17 protein-coding genes are annotated in these 21,826 nt (G+C 58.3%); 7 read left to right on the top strand and 10 right to left on the bottom strand.

Features of this window, described 5'->3' with window-relative positions; translation table 11 throughout:
• Positions 1–5: 5 nt before the first annotated feature.
• From hcp to aqpZ, 3 genes are all read right to left on the bottom strand, one after another.
• The gene (gene hcp, locus ENGE1_RS15205; protein WP_048252736.1) at positions 6–1,658 is read right to left on the bottom strand and encodes a hydroxylamine reductase; all 1,653 of its coding nucleotides are present in this window, start codon (positions 1,656–1,658) and stop codon (positions 6–8) included.
• Positions 1,659–1,803: 145 nt separating this feature from the next.
• The gene (locus ENGE1_RS15200; RefSeq protein WP_048252355.1) at positions 1,804–2,703 is read right to left on the bottom strand and encodes a LysO family transporter; all 900 of its coding nucleotides are present in this window, start codon (positions 2,701–2,703) and stop codon (positions 1,804–1,806) included.
• A gap of 117 nt (positions 2,704–2,820) precedes the next feature.
• The gene (aqpZ, locus tag ENGE1_RS15195; protein ID WP_048252357.1) at positions 2,821–3,516 is read right to left on the bottom strand and encodes an aquaporin Z; all 696 of its coding nucleotides are present in this window, start codon (positions 3,514–3,516) and stop codon (positions 2,821–2,823) included.
• A 340-nt stretch (positions 3,517–3,856) separates the two neighbouring features.
• Between aqpZ and ENGE1_RS15190 the strand changes: the two genes are divergently transcribed.
• Entirely contained in the window at positions 3,857–5,515 is a 1,659-nt protein-coding gene (locus ENGE1_RS15190; RefSeq protein WP_043084856.1) for an ATP-dependent endonuclease, read from the top strand.
• Here ENGE1_RS15190 and ENGE1_RS15185 read toward each other — a convergent pair.
• On the bottom strand, positions 5,512–6,462 hold the full coding sequence (locus tag ENGE1_RS15185; protein ID WP_048252361.1) for a VirK/YbjX family protein: 951 nt from the start codon (positions 6,460–6,462) through the stop codon (positions 5,512–5,514). The genes ENGE1_RS15190 and ENGE1_RS15185 overlap by 4 nt on opposite strands.
• 153 nt (positions 6,463–6,615) lie before the next feature.
• On the opposite strand from ENGE1_RS15185, the gene macA reads away from it, so the two are divergent.
• On the top strand, positions 6,616–7,731 hold the full coding sequence (gene macA / locus ENGE1_RS15180; protein ID WP_064360651.1) for a macrolide transporter subunit MacA: 1,116 nt from the start codon (positions 6,616–6,618) through the stop codon (positions 7,729–7,731).
• Entirely contained in the window at positions 7,728–9,668 is a 1,941-nt protein-coding gene (gene macB / locus ENGE1_RS15175; RefSeq protein WP_048252364.1) for a macrolide ABC transporter ATP-binding protein/permease MacB, read from the top strand. Before macA ends, macB begins: the two co-directional genes overlap by 4 nt.
• Before the next feature lie 67 nt (positions 9,669–9,735).
• Here the strand turns inward: macB and cspD are convergent, their stop codons facing one another.
• On the bottom strand, positions 9,736–9,960 hold the full coding sequence (gene cspD, locus ENGE1_RS15170; protein ID WP_043084851.1) for a cold shock-like protein CspD: 225 nt from the start codon (positions 9,958–9,960) through the stop codon (positions 9,736–9,738).
• A gap of 339 nt (positions 9,961–10,299) precedes the next feature.
• On the opposite strand from cspD, the gene clpS reads away from it, so the two are divergent.
• Both clpS and clpA read left to right on the top strand, forming a co-directional pair.
• Positions 10,300–10,620 carry an ATP-dependent Clp protease adapter ClpS gene (clpS, locus tag ENGE1_RS15165; RefSeq protein ID WP_043084849.1) on the top strand — a complete coding sequence of 107 codons (321 nt, stop codon included), beginning with the start codon at positions 10,300–10,302 and terminating at the stop codon, positions 10,618–10,620.
• 30 nt (positions 10,621–10,650) lie between these two features.
• Positions 10,651–12,927, top strand: a complete 2,277-nt coding sequence (clpA, locus tag ENGE1_RS15160; protein WP_064360650.1) for an ATP-dependent Clp protease ATP-binding subunit ClpA — start codon at positions 10,651–10,653, stop codon at positions 12,925–12,927.
• Positions 12,928–13,240: 313 nt separating this feature from the next.
• Here the strand turns inward: clpA and infA are convergent, their stop codons facing one another.
• Together infA and aat are read right to left on the bottom strand one after the other, a co-directional pair.
• The gene (infA, locus tag ENGE1_RS15155; RefSeq protein WP_001040187.1) at positions 13,241–13,459 is read right to left on the bottom strand and encodes a translation initiation factor IF-1; all 219 of its coding nucleotides are present in this window, start codon (positions 13,457–13,459) and stop codon (positions 13,241–13,243) included.
• 268 nt (positions 13,460–13,727) lie between these two features.
• Positions 13,728–14,432: a leucyl/phenylalanyl-tRNA--protein transferase gene (aat, locus tag ENGE1_RS15150; protein ID WP_048252367.1), complete on the bottom strand. Its 705-nt coding sequence runs from the start codon at positions 14,430–14,432 to the stop codon at positions 13,728–13,730.
• A 495-nt stretch (positions 14,433–14,927) separates the two neighbouring features.
• On the opposite strand from aat, the gene ENGE1_RS29500 reads away from it, so the two are divergent.
• Positions 14,928–15,182 (top strand): helix-turn-helix domain-containing protein, encoded by a 255-nt coding sequence (locus ENGE1_RS29500; protein ID WP_048252368.1) that lies wholly within the window; start codon positions 14,928–14,930, stop codon positions 15,180–15,182.
• Positions 15,179–16,219: a LacI family DNA-binding transcriptional regulator gene (locus tag ENGE1_RS15140; RefSeq protein ID WP_064360649.1), complete on the top strand. Its 1,041-nt coding sequence runs from the start codon at positions 15,179–15,181 to the stop codon at positions 16,217–16,219. Before ENGE1_RS29500 ends, ENGE1_RS15140 begins: the two co-directional genes overlap by 4 nt.
• Before the next feature lie 26 nt (positions 16,220–16,245).
• Here ENGE1_RS15140 and ENGE1_RS15135 read toward each other — a convergent pair whose 3' ends face one another.
• From ENGE1_RS15135 to bglB, 3 genes are read right to left on the bottom strand one after another with little or no spacing between them, the layout of a single operon-like run.
• The gene (locus tag ENGE1_RS15135; protein WP_081214707.1) at positions 16,246–17,592 is read right to left on the bottom strand and encodes an MFS transporter; all 1,347 of its coding nucleotides are present in this window, start codon (positions 17,590–17,592) and stop codon (positions 16,246–16,248) included.
• A 35-nt stretch (positions 17,593–17,627) separates the two neighbouring features.
• Positions 17,628–20,111, bottom strand: coding sequence for a PA14 domain-containing protein (locus tag ENGE1_RS15130; protein WP_048252370.1), 2,484 nt, complete (start codon positions 20,109–20,111; stop codon positions 17,628–17,630).
• A gap of 30 nt (positions 20,112–20,141) precedes the next feature.
• Positions 20,142–21,224 (bottom strand): beta-galactosidase BglB, encoded by a 1,083-nt coding sequence (gene bglB / locus ENGE1_RS15125; RefSeq protein WP_064360648.1) that lies wholly within the window; start codon positions 21,222–21,224, stop codon positions 20,142–20,144.
• Between the last annotated feature and the right edge of the window lie 602 nt (positions 21,225–21,826).

Raw genomic sequence — 21,826 nt, 5'->3', positions numbered from 1 at the left:
GCTCCTCAGGCGTTCAGCATCATCTGCAGATCGTGCTCAACGTCAGTAATGGCGCGCAGGCCAAACTTCTCGTTGAGGATAGCCAGCAGATCCGGCGTCAGGAAGGCGGGCGCCGTCGGGCCGGTGGTGATGTTTTTCACGCCCAGCGACAGCAGGGTCAGCAGGATGACGATCGCCTTCTGCTCAAACCACGAGAGCACCAGCGACAGCGGCAGATCGTTGACGGTGCAGCCCAGCTTCTCCGCCAGGGTGACGGCGAGAATAATCGCCGAGTAGGCGTCGTTGCACTGCCCGGCGTCGATCAGGCGCGGCAGGCCCTCGATGTCGCCAAAGTCGAGCTTGTTGAAGCGGTACTTACCGCAGGCCAGGGTCAGCACCAGGCAGTCGTCCGGCACGCGGGTGGCGAAGTCGGTGAAGTAGCTGCGTTCGGTGCGCTCGCCGTCGCAGCCGCCCACCAGGAAGATGTGGCGCAGCTTTTCACGGCTGACGAGGTCTATCAGTGAATCCGCCGCGCCGAGCAGGGTTTCGCGGCCAAAGCCGACGGTGATCAGGTGCTCAATTTCGCTGTACGGGAAGCCCGCCATGCTCTGCGCCTGCTGGATCACCGGCATAAAGTCATCGCCTTCAAGGTGGCTGACGCCCGGCCAGCCGACGATGCTGCGGGTCCAGATGCGGTCGTCGTACTGGCCGACGGTCGGATCGATAATACAGTTGGAGGTCATCACCACCGGGCCGGGGAAGCGGGCGAATTCAACCTGCTGATTCTGCCAGCCGCTGCCGTAGTTGCCGACCAGGTGCTTGAATTTGCGCAGTTCGGGATAGCCGTGGGCGGGCAGCATCTCGCCGTGGGTGTAGACGTTAACGCCGGTGCCTTCGGTCTGTTTGAGCAGATTATAGAGGTCCTTCAGGTCGTGGCCGGAGATCAGAATTGCCTTGCCGGCAACCGCCTTAACGTTAACCTGGGTCGGCGTCGGATGGCCGTAGGCGCCGGTTTCACCGGCATCAAGAATGCGCATGACCTTAAAGTTCATCTGGCCAATCTGCATCGCGCATTCCAGTAGGGCGTTCATGTCGGCAGGCCAGGTACCGAGCCAGGCCATGATCTGATGATATTCGGCATAAATGGCCTCATCGTGCTGGCCGAGCACGTGGGCGTGCTCCATATAGGCGGCGGCGCCCTTCAGGCCGTACAGGCACAGCAGGCGCAGACCGAGGATGTTGTCGCCGATAGTAGCCTTATCTTTGTTCGGCACGAAGGCGGCGGCCTGGCGCTGCAGGTCCCCGAGGTCGTCGCTGACCAGCTGGATACCGGCCATCGGGTTATCGACGGCGGCGGCAGGATCGCGTGCCTGGCACTGCTGCTTCAGCGCCGTGCGCAGGGCAATGGCCTCGCGGGCGTAGCCGATAATGCGCGGCGAATCGAAGTTGACGTTGGTCAGGGTGGAGAAAAAGGCGCGCGGCGCGAAGCTGTCAACCTCGTGGCTGACGATACCGTACTCGCGGGCCTTCACTGCCCAGGCGGAGAGCCCCTGCAGCGTGGCGATCAGCAGGTCCTGCAGGTCAGAGGTTTGCGCCGTTTTGCCGCACATCCCCTGCGCATAGGCGCAGCCGTTGCCTACCGGGGTCCGCATCGTTTGTTCACATTGCACACAAAACATGATCACACCTTTCTTAAAGTTATATTTTAGATACATGTTTAAGAGTAAGCCTCAGGGATGAGGCTGAAAAGGAAATTGTGTGGCAACCTGAGGGGAGATTGATTTAACGCAATTTTGGCGGCAGGAGCCTACCGCCATGGGAGTATTACGCGCCGAAGAAGGCCAGCAGCACCGGCACCAGCAGGCTGAGGATAAAGCCGTGGACGATAGCCGCCGGGACGATTTCGACGCCGCCGGAGCGCTGGAGCACCGGCAGGGTAAAGTCCATCGACGTGGCGCCGCACAGGCCGAGCGCCGCCGAGCGGCTGCGGCGGATAAGCCCCGGAATGACCATGATCGCAATCAGCTCGCGGGCCAGGTCGTTAAAGAAGGTCGCACTGCCGATCACCGGGCCGAAGGATTCGGTCGTCAGAATGCCGGACAGTGAATACCAGCCGAAGCCGGAAGCCATCGCCAGCCCGGCCTTCAGCGGCAGGCCCAGCAGCAGTGAATTAATGGCGCCGCCCGCCAGCGAGCTTGCCACCACCACCGTCGCGACAATCATGCCCCGGCGGTTGAGGACGATCTGCTTGAGGCTCATGCCGTTATTGCGCAGCTGGATGCCGATCAGGAACAGCAGAAAAATCAGCGTATATTCGCTGGCGTCGGTGGCGTGCTGCAGGAAAGGCAGCCCGGTCAGACCGATTAAGAACCCGACCAGCACCACGCCGCACAGCTGGAGTGATTCGAGCGCCATCGCCAGGCGCGAGGGCAGCTTCTCCTGCTGATGCTGGCTGCGCCACGGCAGCGATCGCTCAAGCCACAGCAGGGCCGCGGTATTGCAGGCCAGAATAACCACGATGCTGACGGCGGAATAATGGAAAATGGCAAACAGATTGCTGGCAAGATTATCGAGAAAAGCGAGGCTGACGCCCATAAAAAAAAGAATAACGTAAACGATCCAGCTCAGCAGGCGATTAATTATCTGCAGCGCGCGGCGGTGGCGCAGCGGGATCAGATAGCCAATCACCAGCGGCACTAAAATAATCAGCAATCCGGATAACATGGGTGGGCGGGTCCTTTAGAGAGAAAAAAACGCCCATGACACTACCGAATTCGCGCGGCGCAGTAAACAGAAAACAGCGCCGCCCGGGAAAAGGGCGGCGCCGGCGGGGAGCGTGATTTAATCGCGTTTTTCCAGCAGCGTGCGGTACAGCAGGCCGCCGAGGATACCGCCGATAATCGGCATCACCCAGAACAGCCACAGCTGCTCCAGCGCCCAGCCGCCCTGGAAGAGGGCCACGGCGGTGCTGCGGGCCGGGTTAACGGAAGTATTGGTCACCGGAATGCTGATCAGGTGGATCAGGGTCAGCGCCAGGCCAATGGCAATCGGCGCAAAGCCCGCCGGGGCGCGCTTATCGGTGGCGCCGTGGATAACCAGCAGGAAACCGCAGGTCAGCACGATTTCAATCACGATGGCCGCCAGCCTGGAGTAGCCGCCCGGCGAATGTTCGCCGTAGCCGTTAGAGGCGAAGCCGCTGGCGGCGGCGTCGAATCCGGCTTTACCGCTGGCAATAACATAAAGAACCGCGGCTGCAATAATGCCGCCGATCACCTGGGCAATAATATAGCCAATGACCTCTTTCGTCGGAAAGCGGCCGCCGGCCCACAGGCCGAGGGTCACCGCCGGGTTAAAATGGCCGCCGGAGATATGGCCCACGGCGTAGGCCATGGTTAATACGGTTAAACCAAAGGCCAGCGCGACCCCCGCGAAGCCAATTCCCAGCCCGGGAAACGCTGCTGCCAGTACCGCGCTGCCGCAGCCGCCAAACACAAGCCAGAACGTGCCAAAGCACTCTGCGGCCAGTTTTCTGAACATATACCACCTCGAAATAACGGCGATGCGGTTGTATTTTTTTCCGCATAATAAATCGCCATAATCAACTGAATATCGTCTTAAAAGGGACGACACAAATTAGCGCCGCCATTTTATGGACGAATCTTCCATATTAACCAGCGAAATATATTGGTGATAATTGATGTGAGGCAATGTCAGGTTATTTCCTGGGCGAATCCGGCGATGTTATTTTTATATTTTTATGAGCGGAAAATAATAATTACCGGTTCTTGTTATTTCATGCGCTCTCAATTGTGGATGCCTTTGGCCGTCGCCTGTGGCTATACTGCCGTAACTTAAGGGAAGTCGGTTCGGGGGAGATATGCTTCTTGAGCGTGTGGAAATCGTCGGGTTTCGCGGTATCAACCGCCTGTCGCTGGCGCTGGAAGAGAACAATGTGTTAATCGGCGAGAACGCCTGGGGTAAGTCCAGCCTGCTCGACGCGCTGACGCTGCTGCTGTCGCCGGAATCCGGCCTCTACCACTTTGTCCGTGAGGATTTCTGGTTTCCGCCCGGCGACGTCACCGGACGGGAGCACCACCTGCATATTATCCTCACCTTTCGCGAGCTGGAGCCCGGGCGGCGCAACGCCCGCCACTACCGGCCGCTGGCCGCCTGCTGGACGGCCGGTGAGGACAGCTTTCAGCGTATTCATTACCGGCTGGAGGGCGAGCTGGACGACGAGGGCTGCGTGATGACCCTGCGCAGTTTTCTCGACGGCGGCGGCCAGCCGCTGGCCATTCCCGACATCGATGCCCTGGCGGGGCACCTGGTGCGGTTGATGCCGGTGCTACGCCTGCGCGATGCGCGCTTTATGCGCCGCATCCGCAGCGGCGCGGTGCCCGACGTTCCGGACGTTGAGCTCACCGCCCGCCAGCTCGATTTTCTCTCCCGCGAGCTGGTCAACAGCCCGCAGAACCTCACCGACGGCCAGATCCGCCAGGGCCTGTCGGCGATGGTACAGCTGCTGGAGCACTACTTTTCCGAGCAGGGAACGGCGGAGTCCCGCCACCGCCTGATGCGCCGCCGCTCCCACGACGAGCAGCGCAGCTGGCGCTATCTCGACATTATCAACCGGATGATCGATAAGCCCGGCGGCCGCAGCCACCGGATGATCCTGCTGGGGCTGTTCGCCACGCTGCTGCAGGCGAAAGGCTCGGTGCGGCTGGATAAAGACGCCAGGCCGCTGCTGCTGATCGAAGATCCCGAAACCCGCCTGCACCCGATCATGCTGTCGGTGGCGTGGAATCTGCTTAACCTGCTGCCGCTGCAGCGGGTCACCACCACCAATTCCGGTGAACTGCTGTCGATGACGCCGGTGGAGCACATCTGCCGCCTGGTGCGCGACTCGTCCAGGGTGGCCGCCTGGCGCCTGGGGCCGGACGGGCTGAATGCCGAAGACGGCAGGCGCATCGCCTTTCATATCCGCTTCAACCGCGCCTCGTCGCTGTTTGCCCGCTGCTGGCTGCTGGTGGAGGGCGAAACCGAGACCTGGGTGATTAACGAACTGGCCCGCCAGTGCGGCCACCACTTCGACGCCGAGGGCATTAAGGTGATTGAGTTCGCCCAGTCGGGACTGCGGCCGCTGATTAAGTTTGCCCGCCGGATGGGCATTGAGTGGCACGTGCTGGTGGACGGCGACGAGGCGGGAAAGAAATACGCGGCGACGGTGCGCGGGCTGGTTAACAATGACCGGGAGCTTGAGCGCCAGCACCTGACGGAGCTGCCGGCGCTGGATATGGAGCACTTTATGTACCGCCAGGGGTTTGATGACGTTTACCACCGGGTCGCGCAACTGCCCGACGGCGTGCCGATGAATATGCGCCGGGTCATCACTAAGGCCATTCACCGCTCGTCGAAGCCCGATCTGGCGATCGAGGTGGCAATGGAAGCAGGGCGGCGCGGCGTTGAGTCGGTGCCGTCCCTGCTGAGAAAGATGTTCTCCCGGGTGCTGTGGCTGGCGCGGGGGCGGGCAGACTAGCCGCCGAAGCGTCCGCTCATCTGCGCCGCAACCGCATCCAGCAGCTGATAGCGGCGGCGATACTCCGCCCGCTTTTTGCTGGCGATGTCGGCCTCGCTTTTGCGGGCGATGCTGTCGGGAATGTGGAAGTAGCCCTCATCGTCCAGCTCGCCGCCGACCGAGGTCCAGAAGGCATCGTAGTCGGCAAATATTTTGTTCTCTTTATCCCGGTAGCGCAGGCTGCGGTAGATGTGGGTGGCGTTGCTGACCGCGAGGATCTGCTCTACCTCCATCCGCCGGGCAAAGTCGCAGACGGCTTCCATCACCAGCCGCTTCGGAAACAGGCCGCTGCAGGACTTGGTGGCCTTCTGGATAGCCTCGTGGGGCAGCTCGCGCTTGCCGCCCTGCAGGCCGCCGATAAACAGCGTGCGCTTGTTGCCGTAGTGGCACAGCGTGAAGGTCATTTCCGCCAGCGTGTCGCCGTCGCCGTTGCGCATCAGGATGGTGCTGTCTCCCTCTTTGTCCAGCGATATCACCATCGTCAGCTCCAGGGTATAGACCTCATCCTCTTTCCCTTCGAGCGTGGCCAGCAGCAGCCGGTCGGCGCTGAAGTAGGTGCTCAGCTCGGCCGGCGAGAAGCGCGCGTGCAGCAGGGCGTAGTGATCGTGCAGGGCATCGAGCCGCTGGCGGGGCGTCAGCGGCGCGGCAATATAGGGGCGATGCAGGCGCACCGGCAGGCGCGGCTGGCGCCTGAGCAGAATATCCAGCTCGGGCCACTGGGCAAGCTCGGTGAGCCACTCCCGGCTCAAAGAGGGCATCAGCAGCGAACGCAGCATAAACTTGCGCCGGAAGCTGCGCTGGTGCCAGAATTTACCCGGCCGCAGTTTGCCAAAGGTGAGGCTCAGAAAGAGTCCGAGCGGACTTGGGGAACGAGCGGGGATAAAACTGTTTTGGGTGATCTGCGTCATCAGGGGCGGTCCGGTTACCAGTCATAGCGCAGATTTAAGCAGCAGAATAGTAAACCCGGCCTTAATAACTCTGATAACATTTAGCCTATCGAAAAGCTGTTTACGTAAGGTTGATATTCGCCGCGTCGCCGGGCGGGTAAGCATAAGGATCCTATGAGCATCAGGGACAAAATAAAGAAGCGCTACCTGCTGGCGCTGCTGCTGCTGGCGATCGCCGGCGTCAGCGTCTGGCGCACGCTCAACGCGCCGCTGCCGCACTATCAGACGCTGATTGTGCGCAAAGGCGAGCTGCAAAAAAACGTGATGGCGACCGGCAAGCTCGATGCGGTGCGCAAGGTTGACGTCGGGGCGCAGGTCAGCGGTCAACTGAAAACGCTGTCGGTCAGCATTGGCGACAAAGTGAAGAAAGATCAGCTGCTCGGGGTTATCGACCCCGAGCAGGCGGAGAACCAGATAAAAGAGGTCGAGGCGACGCTGATGGAGCTGCGCGCCCAGCGCCTGCAGGCCATTGCCGAGCAGAGGCTTGCGCAGCTGACGCTGTCGCGCAACCGGCAGCTGGTCGGTAAACATCTCGTCTCGCAGCAGGAGCTGGACACCGCGGCCACCGATCTGGCGGTGAAGGAGGCGCAGCTCGGCACCATCGATGCGCAGATCAAGCGCAACCAGGCCTCGCTGGATACGGCGAAAACCAACCTCGACTATACCCGCATCGTCGCGCCGATGAGCGGCGAGGTGACGCAGATAACCACCCTGCAGGGACAGACGGTGATCGCCGCCCAGCAGGCGCCGAATATTCTGACCCTGGCGGATCTCAGCACCATGCTGGTCAAGGCCCAGGTGTCAGAGGCCGACGTTATCCATCTTAAGCCCGGCCAGCACGCCTGGTTTACGGTGCTCGGCGATCCGCTGACCCGCTACGAAGGGATGCTGAAGGATATTCTGCCGACGCCGGAAAAGGTCAATGACGCCATCTTTTACTACGCCCGCTTTGAGGTTCCTAACCCGCAGGGCGTGCTGCGCCTGGACATGACCGCCCAGGTGCATATTCAGCTCGACGGCGTGAAAAACGCGCTGACCATTCCGCTTGCCGCCCTCGGCGAGGCCACCGGCGATAACCGCTACAGCGTGCGCCTGCTGCGCAACGGCGAGGTGAAAACCCGCGAAGTGACGCTCGGCGCGCGCAATGATACCGAGGTTGTGGTGGCCAAAGGCCTGGAGGAGGGCGACGAGGTCATCACCGGTGAAAGTCATCCCGGAGCGAAGCCGTGACCGCGCTGCTTGAGCTGAGCGATATTCGCCGCAGCTATCCGTCCGGCGACGGCAGCGTGGAGGTCCTCAAGGGCATCTCGCTGCGGATCAACGCCGGCGAAATGGTGGCGATCGTCGGCGCGTCCGGCTCGGGAAAATCGACGCTGATGAATATCATCGGCTGTCTGGATAAGGCGAGCAGCGGCACCTACCGGGTAGCGGGCACTGATGTGGCCACCCTGGACGCCGACGCGCTGGCGCGCCTGCGCCGGGAGCACTTCGGCTTTATCTTTCAGCGCTACCACCTGCTGTCGCACCTGAGCGCCACGCAGAATGTCGAAATCCCCGCCGTGTATGCGGGCACCGAGCGCAGGCGGCGCCTTGAGCGCGCGCGGGCCCTGCTGGCGCAGCTCGGCCTTGAAGCGCGGCGGGACTACCGCCCTTCGCAGCTCTCCGGCGGCCAGCAGCAGCGGGTCAGTATCGCCCGCGCTCTGATGAACGGCGGCCAGGTCATTCTGGCGGATGAGCCGACCGGCGCGCTCGACAGCCGCTCGGGCGAAGAGGTGATGGCCATCCTGCATGAGCTCAGGGCGCAGGGGCACACGGTGATTATCGTCACCCACGATCCGGCGGTGGCCGCCCAGGCGGAGCGGATCGTCGAGATCCGCGACGGTGAGATCGTCAGCAACCCGCCGCCAAAGGCCGCGGGCGCCGGCGCCCGGAGTACGCCTGCGGGCACCGCCGGCGCGTGGCAGCAGTTTACCGGCGGCTTTCGCGAGGCGCTGGCGATGGCCTGGCGGGCGCTGGCGGCCAACAAGATGCGCACCCTGCTGACCATGCTGGGGATTATCATCGGCATCGCCTCGGTGGTCTCTATCGTGGTGGTCGGCGATGCGGCCAAGCAGCTGGTGCTGGCCGATATTCGCGCCATCGGCACCAACACCATCGACGTCTATCCGGGGAAAGATTTCGGCGACGACGAGCCGCAGTATCAGCAGGCGCTGAAGTATGACGATTTGCTGGCTATCCAGCAGCAGCCGTGGGTGAGCTCCGCTACCCCCGCGGTCTCCAAAAGCCTGCGGCTGCGCTACAACAATATCGACGTCTCCGCCAGCGCGGAGGGCATCGGCACCCAGTACTTCAGCGTCTACGGCATGAGCTTCAGCGAGGGCAATACCTTCAACGCCGTGCAGCAGGCGGACCGCGCGCAGGTGGTGGTCATTGACGGCAATACCCGTCGCCAGCTGTTTCCCGATAAGGCGAGCGCGGTGGGCGAGGTGATCCTGGTCGGCAATATTCCGGTGACGGTCATCGGCGTGGCCGCCGAAAAGCAGAGCATGTTTGGCAGCAGTAAAAACCTGCGGGTCTGGCTGCCCTATACCACGATGGCGGGCCGGGTGATGGGCCAGTCGTGGCTCAACTCCATTACCGTGCGCATCAATGAAGGCTACGACAGCGCGCTGGCGGAACAGCAGCTGACCCGTCTGCTGACCCTGCGTCACGGGAAAAAAGATGTCTTCACCATGAATATGGACAGCATCCTGAAAACGGCGGAGCGCACCACCCACACGCTGCAGCTCTTCTTAACCCTGGTGGCGGTGATTTCGCTGCTGGTCGGCGGCATCGGCGTGATGAACATCATGCTGGTGTCGGTCACCGAACGCACCCGAGAAATCGGCATCCGCATGGCGGTCGGGGCCCGGGCGGCCGATGTGCTGCTGCAGTTTTTAATTGAAGCGGTACTGGTGTGCCTGGTGGGCGGCGCGCTGGGCGTCGGCCTGTCGCTGATGATTGCCCTGGTCCTGCAGCTGTTCCTGCCCGACTGGAGCATCGGCTTCTCGCCGCTGGCGCTGCTGATGGCGTTTATCTGCTCAACGCTCACCGGCGTGCTGTTCGGCTGGCTGCCGGCGCGCAGCGCCGCGCGTCTCGATCCGGTGGAGGCGCTGGCCCGCGAGTAGCGGCCATAAAAATGCCAGCCGCAGGGGCTGGCATTTTACCGATGGGATAGTCACAATGAAGCTACTGCTATGCGGCAGTTTCAGCTTCCAGTACGGGCACAATCACGCTGGCGTGATTGCCTTTCGGCCCCTGGTGAATATCGAACCGGACGGCCTGCCCGGCTTTTAGCGTTCTGTAACCATCCATCTGGATAGTTGAATAATGGGCGAAAATATCTTCGCCGCCGCCTTCAGGGCATATAAAGCCAAACCCTTTGGCATTGTTAAACCACTTAACTGTACCCATTTCCATACTTAGACATCCTTCGTAAAACTTGTAATCAGATGGAATGAATCGGTGGTGGAGCAGGGTGTTGTATAAAACCTCGCCAATGCTCGCCTGTCCAATTTAGATAATTCAGGCAGTGGGTCAAGAGTGAACGGGCGAGTTATGGTGAAAAAATCACCAAAATTTGAACCAGTTAACGCTATTGCGTAGAGTGTGATCTGTATCGCTGTTGGCGGCAGCCGTCGCAAATAGCAGTAATAGAGGATAGTTATCTACACTTACTGTAGATTGGATATTAGGACTGGCTCTGGTCAGTGGCGTGAGGTCTCCCGCCAGGGCTGCAACTGAAGATGACAACTGACAATGGGTAAGACGCGGGATTGGCTGGATTTCGACCAGCTGGCGGAGGATAAAGTACGCGATGCGCTACAGCCGCCGTCGATGTATAAGGTGATATTGCTCAATGATGACTACACTCCGATGGAGTTTGTTATTGACGTGTTACAAAAATTCTTTTCTTATGATGTAGAGCGTGCAACGCAGCTGATGCTTACGGTTCACTATCAGGGCAAGGCCATTTGCGGCGTCTTTACCGCCGAAGTGGCAGAGACCAAAGTCGCCCTGGTGAACAAGTATGCCAAGGAGAATGAGCATCCGCTGTTGTGTACGCTGGAACAGGCCTGAAAGCAGGCAATAAAATTGGGGGAGGTGCCTATGCTCAATCAAGAACTGGAACTCAGTTTAAACATGGCTTTCGCCAGAGCGCGCGAGCACCGTCATGAGTTTATGACCGTCGAGCATCTGCTGCTGGCGCTGCTCAGCAACCCATCCGCCCGCGAAGCGCTGGAAGCCTGCTCCGTGGACCTGGTGGCGCTGCGTCAGGAACTCGAAGCCTTCATCGAACAGACCACGCCCGTCCTGCCGGCGAGCGAAGAGGAGCGCGACACCCAGCCGACGCTCAGCTTCCAGCGCGTTCTGCAGCGCGCGGTCTTTCACGTCCAGTCATCCGGGCGCAGCGAAGTCACCGGCGCCAACGTGCTGGTGGCCATTTTCAGCGAACAGGAGTCGCAGGCGGCCTACCTGCTGCGCAAACATGAAGTGAGCCGCCTCGACGTGGTCAACTTTATCTCCCACGGCACCCGTAAAGACGAGCCGAGCCAGTCTTCCGATGCCGGAAGCCAACCGAATACTGAAGAGCAAGCAGGCGGGGAGGAACGTATGGAAAACTTCACCACCAATCTTAACCAGCTTGCTCGCGTCGGCGGGATCGACCCGCTGATTGGCCGCGACAAAGAGCTTGAGCGCGCCATTCAGGTGCTGTGCCGCCGCCGTAAAAACAACCCGCTGCTGGTGGGGGAGTCCGGCGTCGGTAAAACCGCCATCGCCGAAGGGCTCGCCTGGCGCATCGTGCAGGGCGACGTCCCGGAAGTGATGGCCGACTGCACCATCTACTCGCTGGATATCGGCTCGCTGCTGGCGGGCACCAAGTACCGCGGCGATTTTGAGAAGCGCTTCAAGGCGCTGCTGAAGCAGCTGGAGCAGGATACCAACAGCATTCTATTCATCGATGAGATCCACACCATCATCGGCGCCGGCGCCGCGTCCGGCGGACAGGTGGATGCCGCCAACCTGATTAAACCGCTGCTCTCGGGCGGTAAAATCCGCGTGATTGGCTCCACCACTTATCAGGAGTTCAGCAACATTTTCGAAAAGGACCGCGCCCTGGCGCGCCGCTTCCAGAAAATCGACATTACTGAACCCTCCGTGGATGAGACGGTGCAGATCATCAACGGCCTGAAGCCGAAGTACGAAGCGCATCACGACGTGCGCTACACCGCGAAAGCGGTGCGTGCGGCGGTGGAGCTGGCGGTGAAGTACATCAACGACCGCCACCTGCCGGATAAGGCGATTGACGTGATCGATGAGGCGGGCGCCCGCGCCCGTCTGATGCCGGTCAGCAAGCGTAAGAAGACGGTCAACGTGGCGGACATCGAGTCCGTGGTGGCCCGCATTGCGCGCATTCCTGAGAAAAGCGTTTCCAGGAGCGACCGCGATACGCTCAAGAGCCTCGGCGAGCGCCTGAAGATGCTGGTGTTTGGTCAGGGCAAGGCTATCGAAGCCTTAACCGAAGCCATCAAGATGAGCCGCGCGGGCCTCGGCCAGGATCACAAGCCGGTCGGCTCCTTCCTGTTCGCCGGACCGACCGGGGTCGGGAAAACCGAGGTCACCGTCCAGCTGTCGAAGGCGCTGGGCATCGAGCTGCTGCGCTTTGATATGTCCGAGTATATGGAGCGCCACACCGTCAGCCGGCTTATCGGCGCGCCTCCGGGCTACGTTGGCTTTGACCAGGGCGGCCTGCTTACCGATGCGGTAATTAAGCATCCGCACGCGGTGCTGCTGCTCGACGAAATCGAGAAGGCGCATCCGGACGTCTTTAACCTGCTGCTGCAGGTGATGGACAACGGTACGCTCACCGACAACAACGGCCGCAAGGCGGACTTCCGCAACGTGGTGCTGGTGATGACCACCAACGCCGGGGTGCGTGAGACCGAGCGTAAATCCATTGGCCTTATCCATCAGGACAACAGCACCGATGCGATGGAGGAGATCAAGAAGATCTTCACGCCGGAGTTCCGCAACCGCCTCGACAACATTATCTGGTTCGATCACCTCTCTACCGAGGTTATCCATCAGGTTGTCGACAAGTTCATCGTCGAACTGCAGGTGCAGCTGGACCAGAAGGGCGTTTCCCTGGAAGTCAGTCAGGAAGCGCGCGACTGGCTGGCGGAGAAGGGCTACGACCGTGCGATGGGCGCCCGTCCGATGGCCCGCGTTATTCAGGACAACCTGAAGAAGCCGCTGGCCAACGAGCTGCTGTTCGGCAAGCTCGTAGACGGCGGCCAGGTGACGGTCGACCTCGATGCCAGCAGCAATACGCTGACCTACGACTTCCAGGCGGCGCAGAAGCGCAAGGCGGAAGCGGCGCACTGAGTGGCGGAAGCGTGACGACAAACCGGGCGAAAGCCCGGTTTTTTTATGTCTGTGGCCCGATCCGGCCCGGCGGTGAAAATGAATATAAAGTTGTTATGCCGTTATCTGGTTTTATGAGCGAATGGCGCTGCCAGAATCTATTTTCTGTTTTATAACAGTGCGATTAGGGTGTCTGGTGGTCAGTTCATTGCCGTACAGGAAGTTTAGAAAGCATACAGCGGCGTGCCGTCCGTGCAGCCCCAAACACCAGACATAAAAAAGCCGAGAATAAACCCGGCTTAACTTTTCGACTACCCCACGGGCATCAAATCAATTAGCGACTACGGAAGACAATGCGGCCTTTGCTCAGGTCGTACGGGGTCAGCTCAACAGTCACTTTGTCGCCCGTCAGAATGCGGATATAGTTTTTACGCATTTTACCGGAGATATGCGCGGTAACTACGTGACCGTTTTCCAGCTCTACGCGGAACATCGTGTTAGGTAACGTTTCGAGAACGGTACCCTGCATTTCAATATTGTCTTCTTTGGCCATCTAGTCCTCGGGGGTATCACTACCATAGTTTTGAACCGGCAAGATAATGCCGAAATTCATCAATTAAGTAAAGATTTACCGGTCATCTTTCCGCATACGCGGCGACCGAAACCTTGAGATCGTTTTTGCGCATTGCCCGAACGTCGCACAGATACCGTGTGACGAGCGCAAACCAAAGGGGAGATTCCTGAAACGTCGGCAGGGCAACAGGCAGAAACGACTTGCGGGCGCGATTATATCACCCTGACAAAAAATGTGCCGAAAACATTTAGGCTGACGGCGAAAAGAGCACGCGGGGCACCCAGAAGCGATCAGCAAGCGGCACGGCGCGCAACTCGCTCAGGTGTTCCAGATAGGTTTTACGCGCAATTTCGACCGCACCAAGCGAAGCGGTATGGTTATTGAGTACCTGACAGTCGAGCAGTCTGCCGCCGCTGTCGATAAACGCCTGACAGAACACCAGCAGCGCCGTTTTAGACGCATTCTCCGCCCGGCTGAACATCGACTCGCCGCAGAACAGCGCGCCCTGGGCAACGCCGTACATGCCGCCTACCAGCTCATCGCCGCGCCACACCTCAATCGAGTGGGCGTGGCCCAGCTCATGCAGCTGCTGATAGGCCAGAATAATGCTTTCTGTTATCCAGGTGCCCTCATCGCGATCGTCGGCGCAGCTGCGGATCACCCGGTCGAAGGCGTGATTGAGCGTGATGCGATAGGGCGAGCTTTTGTGAAAGCGCTTCATGCTGCGGCTCAGGTGGAACTGCTCCGGCCACAGTACGGCGCGCGGGTCCGGGGACCACCACAGAATAGGATCGCCGGGCGAGAACCACGGGAATATGCCCTGCTGATAGGCCATCAGCAGCCGGGCAGGGCTCAGATCGCCGCCCAGGGCCAGCAGGCCGTTAGGCTCGCGCAGCGCGGCCTCCGGCGACGGAAAGGCGATAGAATGACGTGACAGCTGAACCAGACGCATGTTCTACAACTCCGGGCCTGATAATGAAAGAAAGCGTAGCCTAAACTCGCTGTCTGAACTGGTATTACGCCCGCGTCTGCTCAGCAATTCGGCGTGTTTACCATGCGCAAAAATTTGTCCGTTGTCCATCAGAATTGTTTGTTGACGTGGGCGTATTTTCGGAATGTGCCGGCGCGCGAGTCTGCTCGGTGGGCATGCCTCACGCAGCGAAGGGCGCGGGTTTTCGCCGGTAAGTAAAGCGAGTCCGCGCCGGGGCTGCTTTGCCGGGGATAGCCCACAGCGTAAAAGGAAACGTCCTGCTAACTTATCAGATTGACATGTTGCGCCCGGAGCGCCTGTGAAGAACAATAACCCTCCCTCCGAGGCGTTAACTGGCGATGAAGGGCCCGCGCGTGGGTCCCTGATCTTCTCCCTGAAAAACGCACCTGCGCGAAACTACGTAGGCGGTGACGCTGGCTTCGTAAATAAGGTGATGAAGATCGTCTCTGGCGGCAGATGGCCGGGTCCTTCCATTTCACCAGTGGTACCGTTTTTGGCATATTAAAGGGGGAAACGGAGTTAACCCTTGATAACGATTTAGTACAGTTGAGGTTGGCGTCTGCGTGGCGGAGGTTAAGTGAAACGGCAATGTCGATGATAGAAATTGCCTGTCTATACGGCTTTGCTAACAGCAACCATTTCATCGCAGGGTATAAAAGGGTGTTTGGATTACGTCGTGTGAAGTGTGGCGTCAGAAAGGATAAGAGATGAGTAAATCAGACAATCAGGCAGAGCGCGAGGCGGGGTATCGCCGCGTTCGTCTGGAAGATATCGCGACCCGATGTCGCACCTCGCTCAGTACAGTGTCTCGGGCGCTGTCGGGTGAAAAAGGGGTCAGCCAGGAACTGCGTACGCGTATTCAGGAAGTGGCGCGGGCGATGCGCTATACGCCTGCTCAGGAGCTGGGCGGTGCGCGAATTGTTCTGGCCATTTCACAGGTGGCGATGCTGGATTATAACCGCTATCAGTTCAGCTGGTACGTGCTGCAAGGACTGAAAGAGCGGGCAAAGGTTCTGGGGATTGATCTCACGATCCATCGGCTTAACGATAATGATAACGGTTCTCTGCAGGCTCTGCTGGAAGAGCCGGATGTCGGGGGAGTGCTGGCGCTGACGGTCGATGACAGCGACTTTCTGAATACGGTGGTGAATCTGAAAAAACCGACGGTGCTGGCGAACACTGAAGATCCGCTGATGCGCTTATCCAGCGTGCTGCCCTGTAACCGTTCGGCCACGCGCATGGCCTGTGAATATCTGCTGGAGCGGGGCCATCGCGACATTCTGTTTTTAACTCACCCCGGCAGGCGGACGATCGAACAGCGAGAGGACGGCTGGCGTGAAGCAATGCGCTGTCGTCAACTGGCGTGCGATGAGTCGCGTATCCTGACGGTAACCGACTGGCTACCGGAACTGGCTGAGCAGGCGGTGATCGCGCGTTTTCGTGACAATCCGCGCGAGTGCTCAGCGATACTGTGCGCCAATGATTCGCTGGCGCTCGGTGCGATCAGTGGCGTGCTGGCTTTGGGAATGCGTGTGCCGGAGGATATTTCGGTGATGGGTATGAATAATCTGCCCCAGGCAGAGTTTGCAACGCCACCGTTGACTACCGTCCACCTTCCGGTGCAGGAAATTGGTACGCTGACACTGGAGTTACTGCAGGATATGATTGCGGGGAGTGTGGAAATTCCAAGGCGTGTTGAGCTGGCGTGTACCATCGTGGAGCGTCAATCGGTGGCCCGTGTTGCGTAATACGGGCCACCGGGAAAGGGCACGGGTTAATCGAATTTAGCCCGCTCCATTTTTGGTACCAGCAGAAGATACATCACTGCCCATGCTAGCAGGTAAGCGACAGAGCTGATAGCAAACAGCGCCCAGTAGTTACCTGAGGACTCAAGCACGGCACCAATCACCGTAGAAAAGATAACGCTACCGATCATCCCAAAAGTGCTGCCAATCCCCACGACTGAACCTACGGCGGCGCTCGGGAACAGGTCAGATACAGAGGTCAGAATATTGGCAGACCATCCCTGGTGTGCCGCTGCAGCCAGCCCTACCAGCGCGACTGCGGCCCACAGATTCTCGACCTGGGTAGCGGCGAAAATCGGCAGTACCAGGCAGGCGCAGATCAGCATCGTGATTTTACGCGCGCTGGCGGTGCTAAAGCCTTTACTCATCAGCTTACCGGGTAACCAGCCTGCGCCCAGGCTGCCGACGATGGCGAAGAGATAAATGACGATCAGCGGTAAACCGAGACTTTCCATATTGATACCGCAAGATTCGTTGAGCCATTTCGGCAGCCAGAAGAGGAAGAACCACCAGATTGGGTCAGTCAATATTTTGCCTATTGCCACCGCCCATAGTTGGCGATAGCCCAGCAAACGCGTCCATTTAATGGCAGAAATACTGACGGTTTCCTCTCTATCCTGGGCAATCCACGTCTGCTCTTCTGCGCTGGCTTTCGCCTTCACCGGACCAAAGGCGATGAACCAAGGGATCAGCCACAGAAAGCCAATGGCACCGAGGATCAAGAACGCCCCGTGCCAGCCGTAATGTACCGCTATCAGCGGGATCAGCGCCGGAGAGATGACTACGCCGATATTGACCGCGACCCCAAGAATGCCGGTGGCCAGCGTGCGCTCCTTTTTAGGATGCCACTCGGCAATAACCTTCATGGCGGCCGGGAAGTTAGCCGATTCCCCCAGACCAAGCAGGACGCGCACCAGCGCAAACCCCGCGACAGAGCCGACCACCGCATGGGCTATCGCCGCGGCGCTCCAGACCACCATCGCCACTGCATAGCTAATTTTGGTCCCCAGCTTGTCGATTATGCGCCCGCATACCAGCGTGCCGACACCGTAAGCGATGGTAAACGCATTGACCAGCCAGCTGTACTGCATCTGCGTCCAGCCGATATCTTTTTGCAGCATCGGCGCCAGCAGGCCGAGAATTTGACGGTCCATATAGTTAACCGTCGTGGCAAATACCAGCATGGAGCATACAAACCAGCGATAGTTACTTTTCGGTTTAGCCACCTCGCGCGCGGGATTGTGCAGCGTGTTCTGGTTAACATCAACGGCATTCTGCCTGGAAGGCGCAGACGGTTTGTCGATTTGCGTATCCATTATTATTTCCTTGTCCGGCCTTAGCCGGACGTTGATTACAGATGTAGTTCGCGGCTACTGCCCGCGACGTGCCACTGCTGTGGGTCAAGCGTGCGGTTTTCGGCGCTAACGCGTCCATCGGCCAGGAAGCGCACCGTTCCGTACAGCGGATCGTCCACTTCGATACAGCCATCGTCGTGCTGCGTTAGGAGCAGGTTGCTAAAGCGCGCGATGAAGGCGTCCAGGGAGCTATCGGGCCGATCGTTGATGCGAACCAACCAGCAGGTTTGTTGCCCGTTAAGGCGAATTTCACAGCCGCGCGTTGGGCCCGTACTCACCGTTTCGAACGCCTGATTACCTATCAGCAGCGCCATACCGTCACCGCCGCGTACGGCAGCACGCTGGCCGTTGATAGCGACTTCATCGAACAAACTTTGTGGTAGCCAGGCGTGCGTAAAGGTTGGCTGATCGCTATGCACACTGAACGTCAGCACGGCCAGTCCGCGATATTGCTGAACGCGAGGCAGCGTACCGCATCCGCCCCAGTAAGAGGGGCGACCGAAACCACCGTGGAGGGTCTCGCCAGGATGGTTGATCCAGATCTGCGCTTCGGGTTGGTTGCCAAGACGTAAATGAAAGGGCGTCTCCTGATAACCCCATTCTCCCCAGCGATAGCCCGCGATTGACCCCATTGCCGCATGGCGGTTTTTGTAGTGATAGAGCCTGGCAATCCGGTCAGCGCCCTGAGCGAAGCACCACTCAATGGCGCTTTCCTTTTGCCAGACGGCCACTTCCGCCAGTTCTGCCGGAAGGGTGAGCAGCCCCTCCTGCAGCAGCAGAGCTAATTGCGGCAGCGCATGGAAACGACAGCCGTAGTTGCCTTTGCCCCATAGCAAACGTGAAATCGCCGCCAGCTCCAGGGAGCGCCCGGCACGTAGGGTATGTTCATAAGAACGCCCCTGTGAGGCGGTTAGAAAACCCTGGTGGGCGGAGCGGGCAATCTGCGTCAGTAAACGCATTATTGCCGCAATGGCCCGCTGGCTTATCTGAGCATCGCCCGATAGTGCTGCCAGCGCGGTAAGCCCTTTCAGATCGATAGGAAAGTAGGGGGCTGAGTTCCATTCGGCCATTTCGCACTGTTCAAAGTGGTCCAGCCAACTGAGAACGCGCGCCTTACCCGTCGCTGCCTGCTCGCGCCCGCTACGCCCGGAGCGGGTGAACGTCGCATTCGGGAAGAGGTTACCTGCCAGTAGTGCTGCAGTGTGGAACAGCAGGGCGTGGTTCTCAGAAAAGTACCACTGTACATCGTTGCCTGGTTCGTCCATCCAGTAACGGAAACGCAGAATGGCGTCATCGATGCGCCCGCGAACCTCTGGATCGATCTTGTCGCCCCACACTGTGCGGCACCACAGTAGCGGAACCAGCGTAAAGTCCGCGCAGTCATGGCAGTCGATTACTGACGGCAGAACGCCATTCAGCATCTGTTGGGTTTGCTCATCGTTAAGACCGCACGCAAGCCGCGCCAGCGCTTTGACGCTGCTATATTCGCCTTCATGCGCAACGACGTTGAGCGCTTCAGCAATCCGCGCCTCTTGAGTTTGCGGGATTACCGTTTGACGGTCGGCGTGGCAGATTTCGACGCCAAGCGAGCGGCTTATCCCGAAGCCTTCACGCTGAAGCGTAATCCGGAAGTTACGGAAATCAGCCGGGATATCTTCACTTTCCGCGATTGTGGCCCGCGATTCGCCGGCGACCAACTGACTATGCAGCGTGACCGGTTCGTCGAGCGAGATAAAATCGCCCTGGACAGTGATGTGCAGATCATAGTTCGTCGACGCGGGTTGGGGAAATAGCAGCCGAATGGTGCCGCGGTTGTATACCGGATGTTCAAAGGAAACGCCGTCAAGTAGCTGTTCCATCTCCTTGACCTGCGCATCGGCTAATGGCGTTTCCAGCGCAATGCGTAGCGGTTCGTCGCTGAGGTAGTCGAGTTGGAAGAAGAAGCGAATATCGCGCTCGGCTAAATCATCAATCCACAGCTCCAGCACGTTTTTTCCTGCCTGCAGCGATAGGCTGAATTCTCTCTGGCTTTCCAGATTGCGCTGATAATCGGCCATCCAGAGTATGTCTTCGCCGTTCAGTTTCAACAATGCGCCGCCGCAGGTTGCCAGGCGAAAACGATATTCTCCCGCCTGGGGACAATCGAGCAGCGTTCTCGCCCAGGCACCAACGCGGGTTGGCCGAAACCAAAAGCCGGACAGGTCCACTCTGTCGGAGGCAAACGGAAACCACCAGCGAGAGTAACTCGCGGGGGCGAACGGCTGCGGTTTCAGCCCGGCAAAGTGTTGGCGAAAATCGTCACGGCACGGGTAGGTGTGGGGAATGAAATTTTTATGCTTGCTTAAAAAGAAGAATGGATCCATTTCGCCTGCCATCGGCGAATCCGCCGTGTCATACCGCAAGCTTGTAATCTCGGATAGCTGCCAGTAGCGTACGGCATTACCCGCAGTTAAATTAAAATTACTACATTCGATAGCCATGATATTTCTCCAAAAGAGAATGTTATTATTTTATTTATTATCCATCAGGTGCAAACCTTCACTCAGGCATAATATGGCCAGCGCCTGCCCATAACCGGTAGGTTGTAATGGAATGTCTTTATAAAATTGCAGTGTGCGCCCCATTCGCGTACCATAAGAAACATTGTGTACTGTCCCTTCTGCGTCAATATTATCCTGAACAATCGCCAGCGCTTTCACTCCCGCCTGTAGCCACCGTTCATCGCCAATTCCCAGACGCGCGCCTTTTAATAATCCATAGCCAAAACCTGCGGTGGCAGAAATTTCGATGTAAGAATCAGGATGGTCAAGTAGGGTGTGCCAGGCTCCGTTATCGGCCTGTAAATCAATCAGTGTATTAACCTGCTTTTTCAGACACTCGATCAGATATGCGCGAACACCAGCGCCCACATCGGCAAGCTCCAGCAATTCGAGTATGCCTACGGTTATCCATGCATTACCGCGCGCCCAGCGGGCATTGGCAAAGTTGCTGTTCTCGACAAAGCTCCAGCCGTGGTACCACAAACCAGTTTGCGGATCGTTAAGATAGCGCGCGTGCAGCAGGAACTGACGGACCGCCTCATCAACCAGCTCCTGGCGTCCGGATACCGTACCGTAGTGTGCCAGGAACAGCACGACCATAAACAGGGTATCGTCCCAGATCTCCATTTCATTAATACCGTCAGAAACCACATGCTGAAAACCCTGTTCCGGGGTACGCGGAAGTTCAGTCATTACGCGGTTAGCCCAGTTATCCAGTACCTGCTGGTAATGCGGTTGTCGGTGATGGGCCCAGAAAAGTGACAGGGGAAGCATCGGCGCGGTGGTATTTACGTTCAGGTTCGGCAGCCCTTTTTCGATATTTTCCTGAAACCACTTGTCGATAATTTGATATAGTGCATCAGACTTTGTGTTTTCCCATAAACGTATCAATCCAAATAATCCAACGCCCTGCGGCCATTCCCAGCTTGAGAACGAAATATAATCTCCGGCGCTACCGTCAAGATTGGGTTCATTAAATCTCCCGTTATCTTTTAACTCAGTAAAACCGCGCAGCAGTAAATTAATGTTTTTATTCAGCGAACTCTTTTCCATTTTTTATTCTCAGTCTTCGTATAAAGAATGTTTGACAATAAGGATTAAATCACAGCATATTTTACATACGCAATGCGAAAAATTTTTGCGTTCATATTCTGTGAGCCTTGTCGATATTTTATTGAACTGCGTGGGTTCATTTTAAGGCAGCAGAAATGATGGAACTATTAATAAAATAAAGAGTTATTGGAATAATGTTTCATTTTTTGGAGGAGAACCACGCAAATTATTTGCGCCGTCATCGAATACACCCTATTGCCCGCAAATACTTTCCTCGATGGTGACGAAGAAGCATGATGCCGCGTATTGTGCTTATCATCGACGAAATACCACCAATCTGCGGCCTGAGTCCGTACATCGGCGATGTATCCCCCACCACCATGATACGGAAGATGTTGTCACGCTCACTCCTTCCCCTGGACATGTACATTGAGTTCCAGACTTTCTTCCGACTTCAATTGAATGTCAGACGCGTGACGTCAGGGTATTGCCGGGCCGTACAGGGAACAGCGCTCAGAGCACTCAGCCACTTCAGGTGGGGTTGCGTTGTCAGAATATCGGAGGCGATGATTTTCCGCTCTCCACCAATGAGGGAGAGTGCC

The sequence above is a fragment of the Pluralibacter gergoviae ATCC 33028 = NBRC 105706 genome, assembly GCF_001598855.1.
Taxonomy (GTDB): domain Bacteria; phylum Pseudomonadota; class Gammaproteobacteria; order Enterobacterales; family Enterobacteriaceae; genus Pluralibacter; species Pluralibacter gergoviae.
The sequence above is the reverse complement of the archived record's forward strand: the minus strand, read 5'-3'. Positions and strand labels throughout refer to the sequence as shown.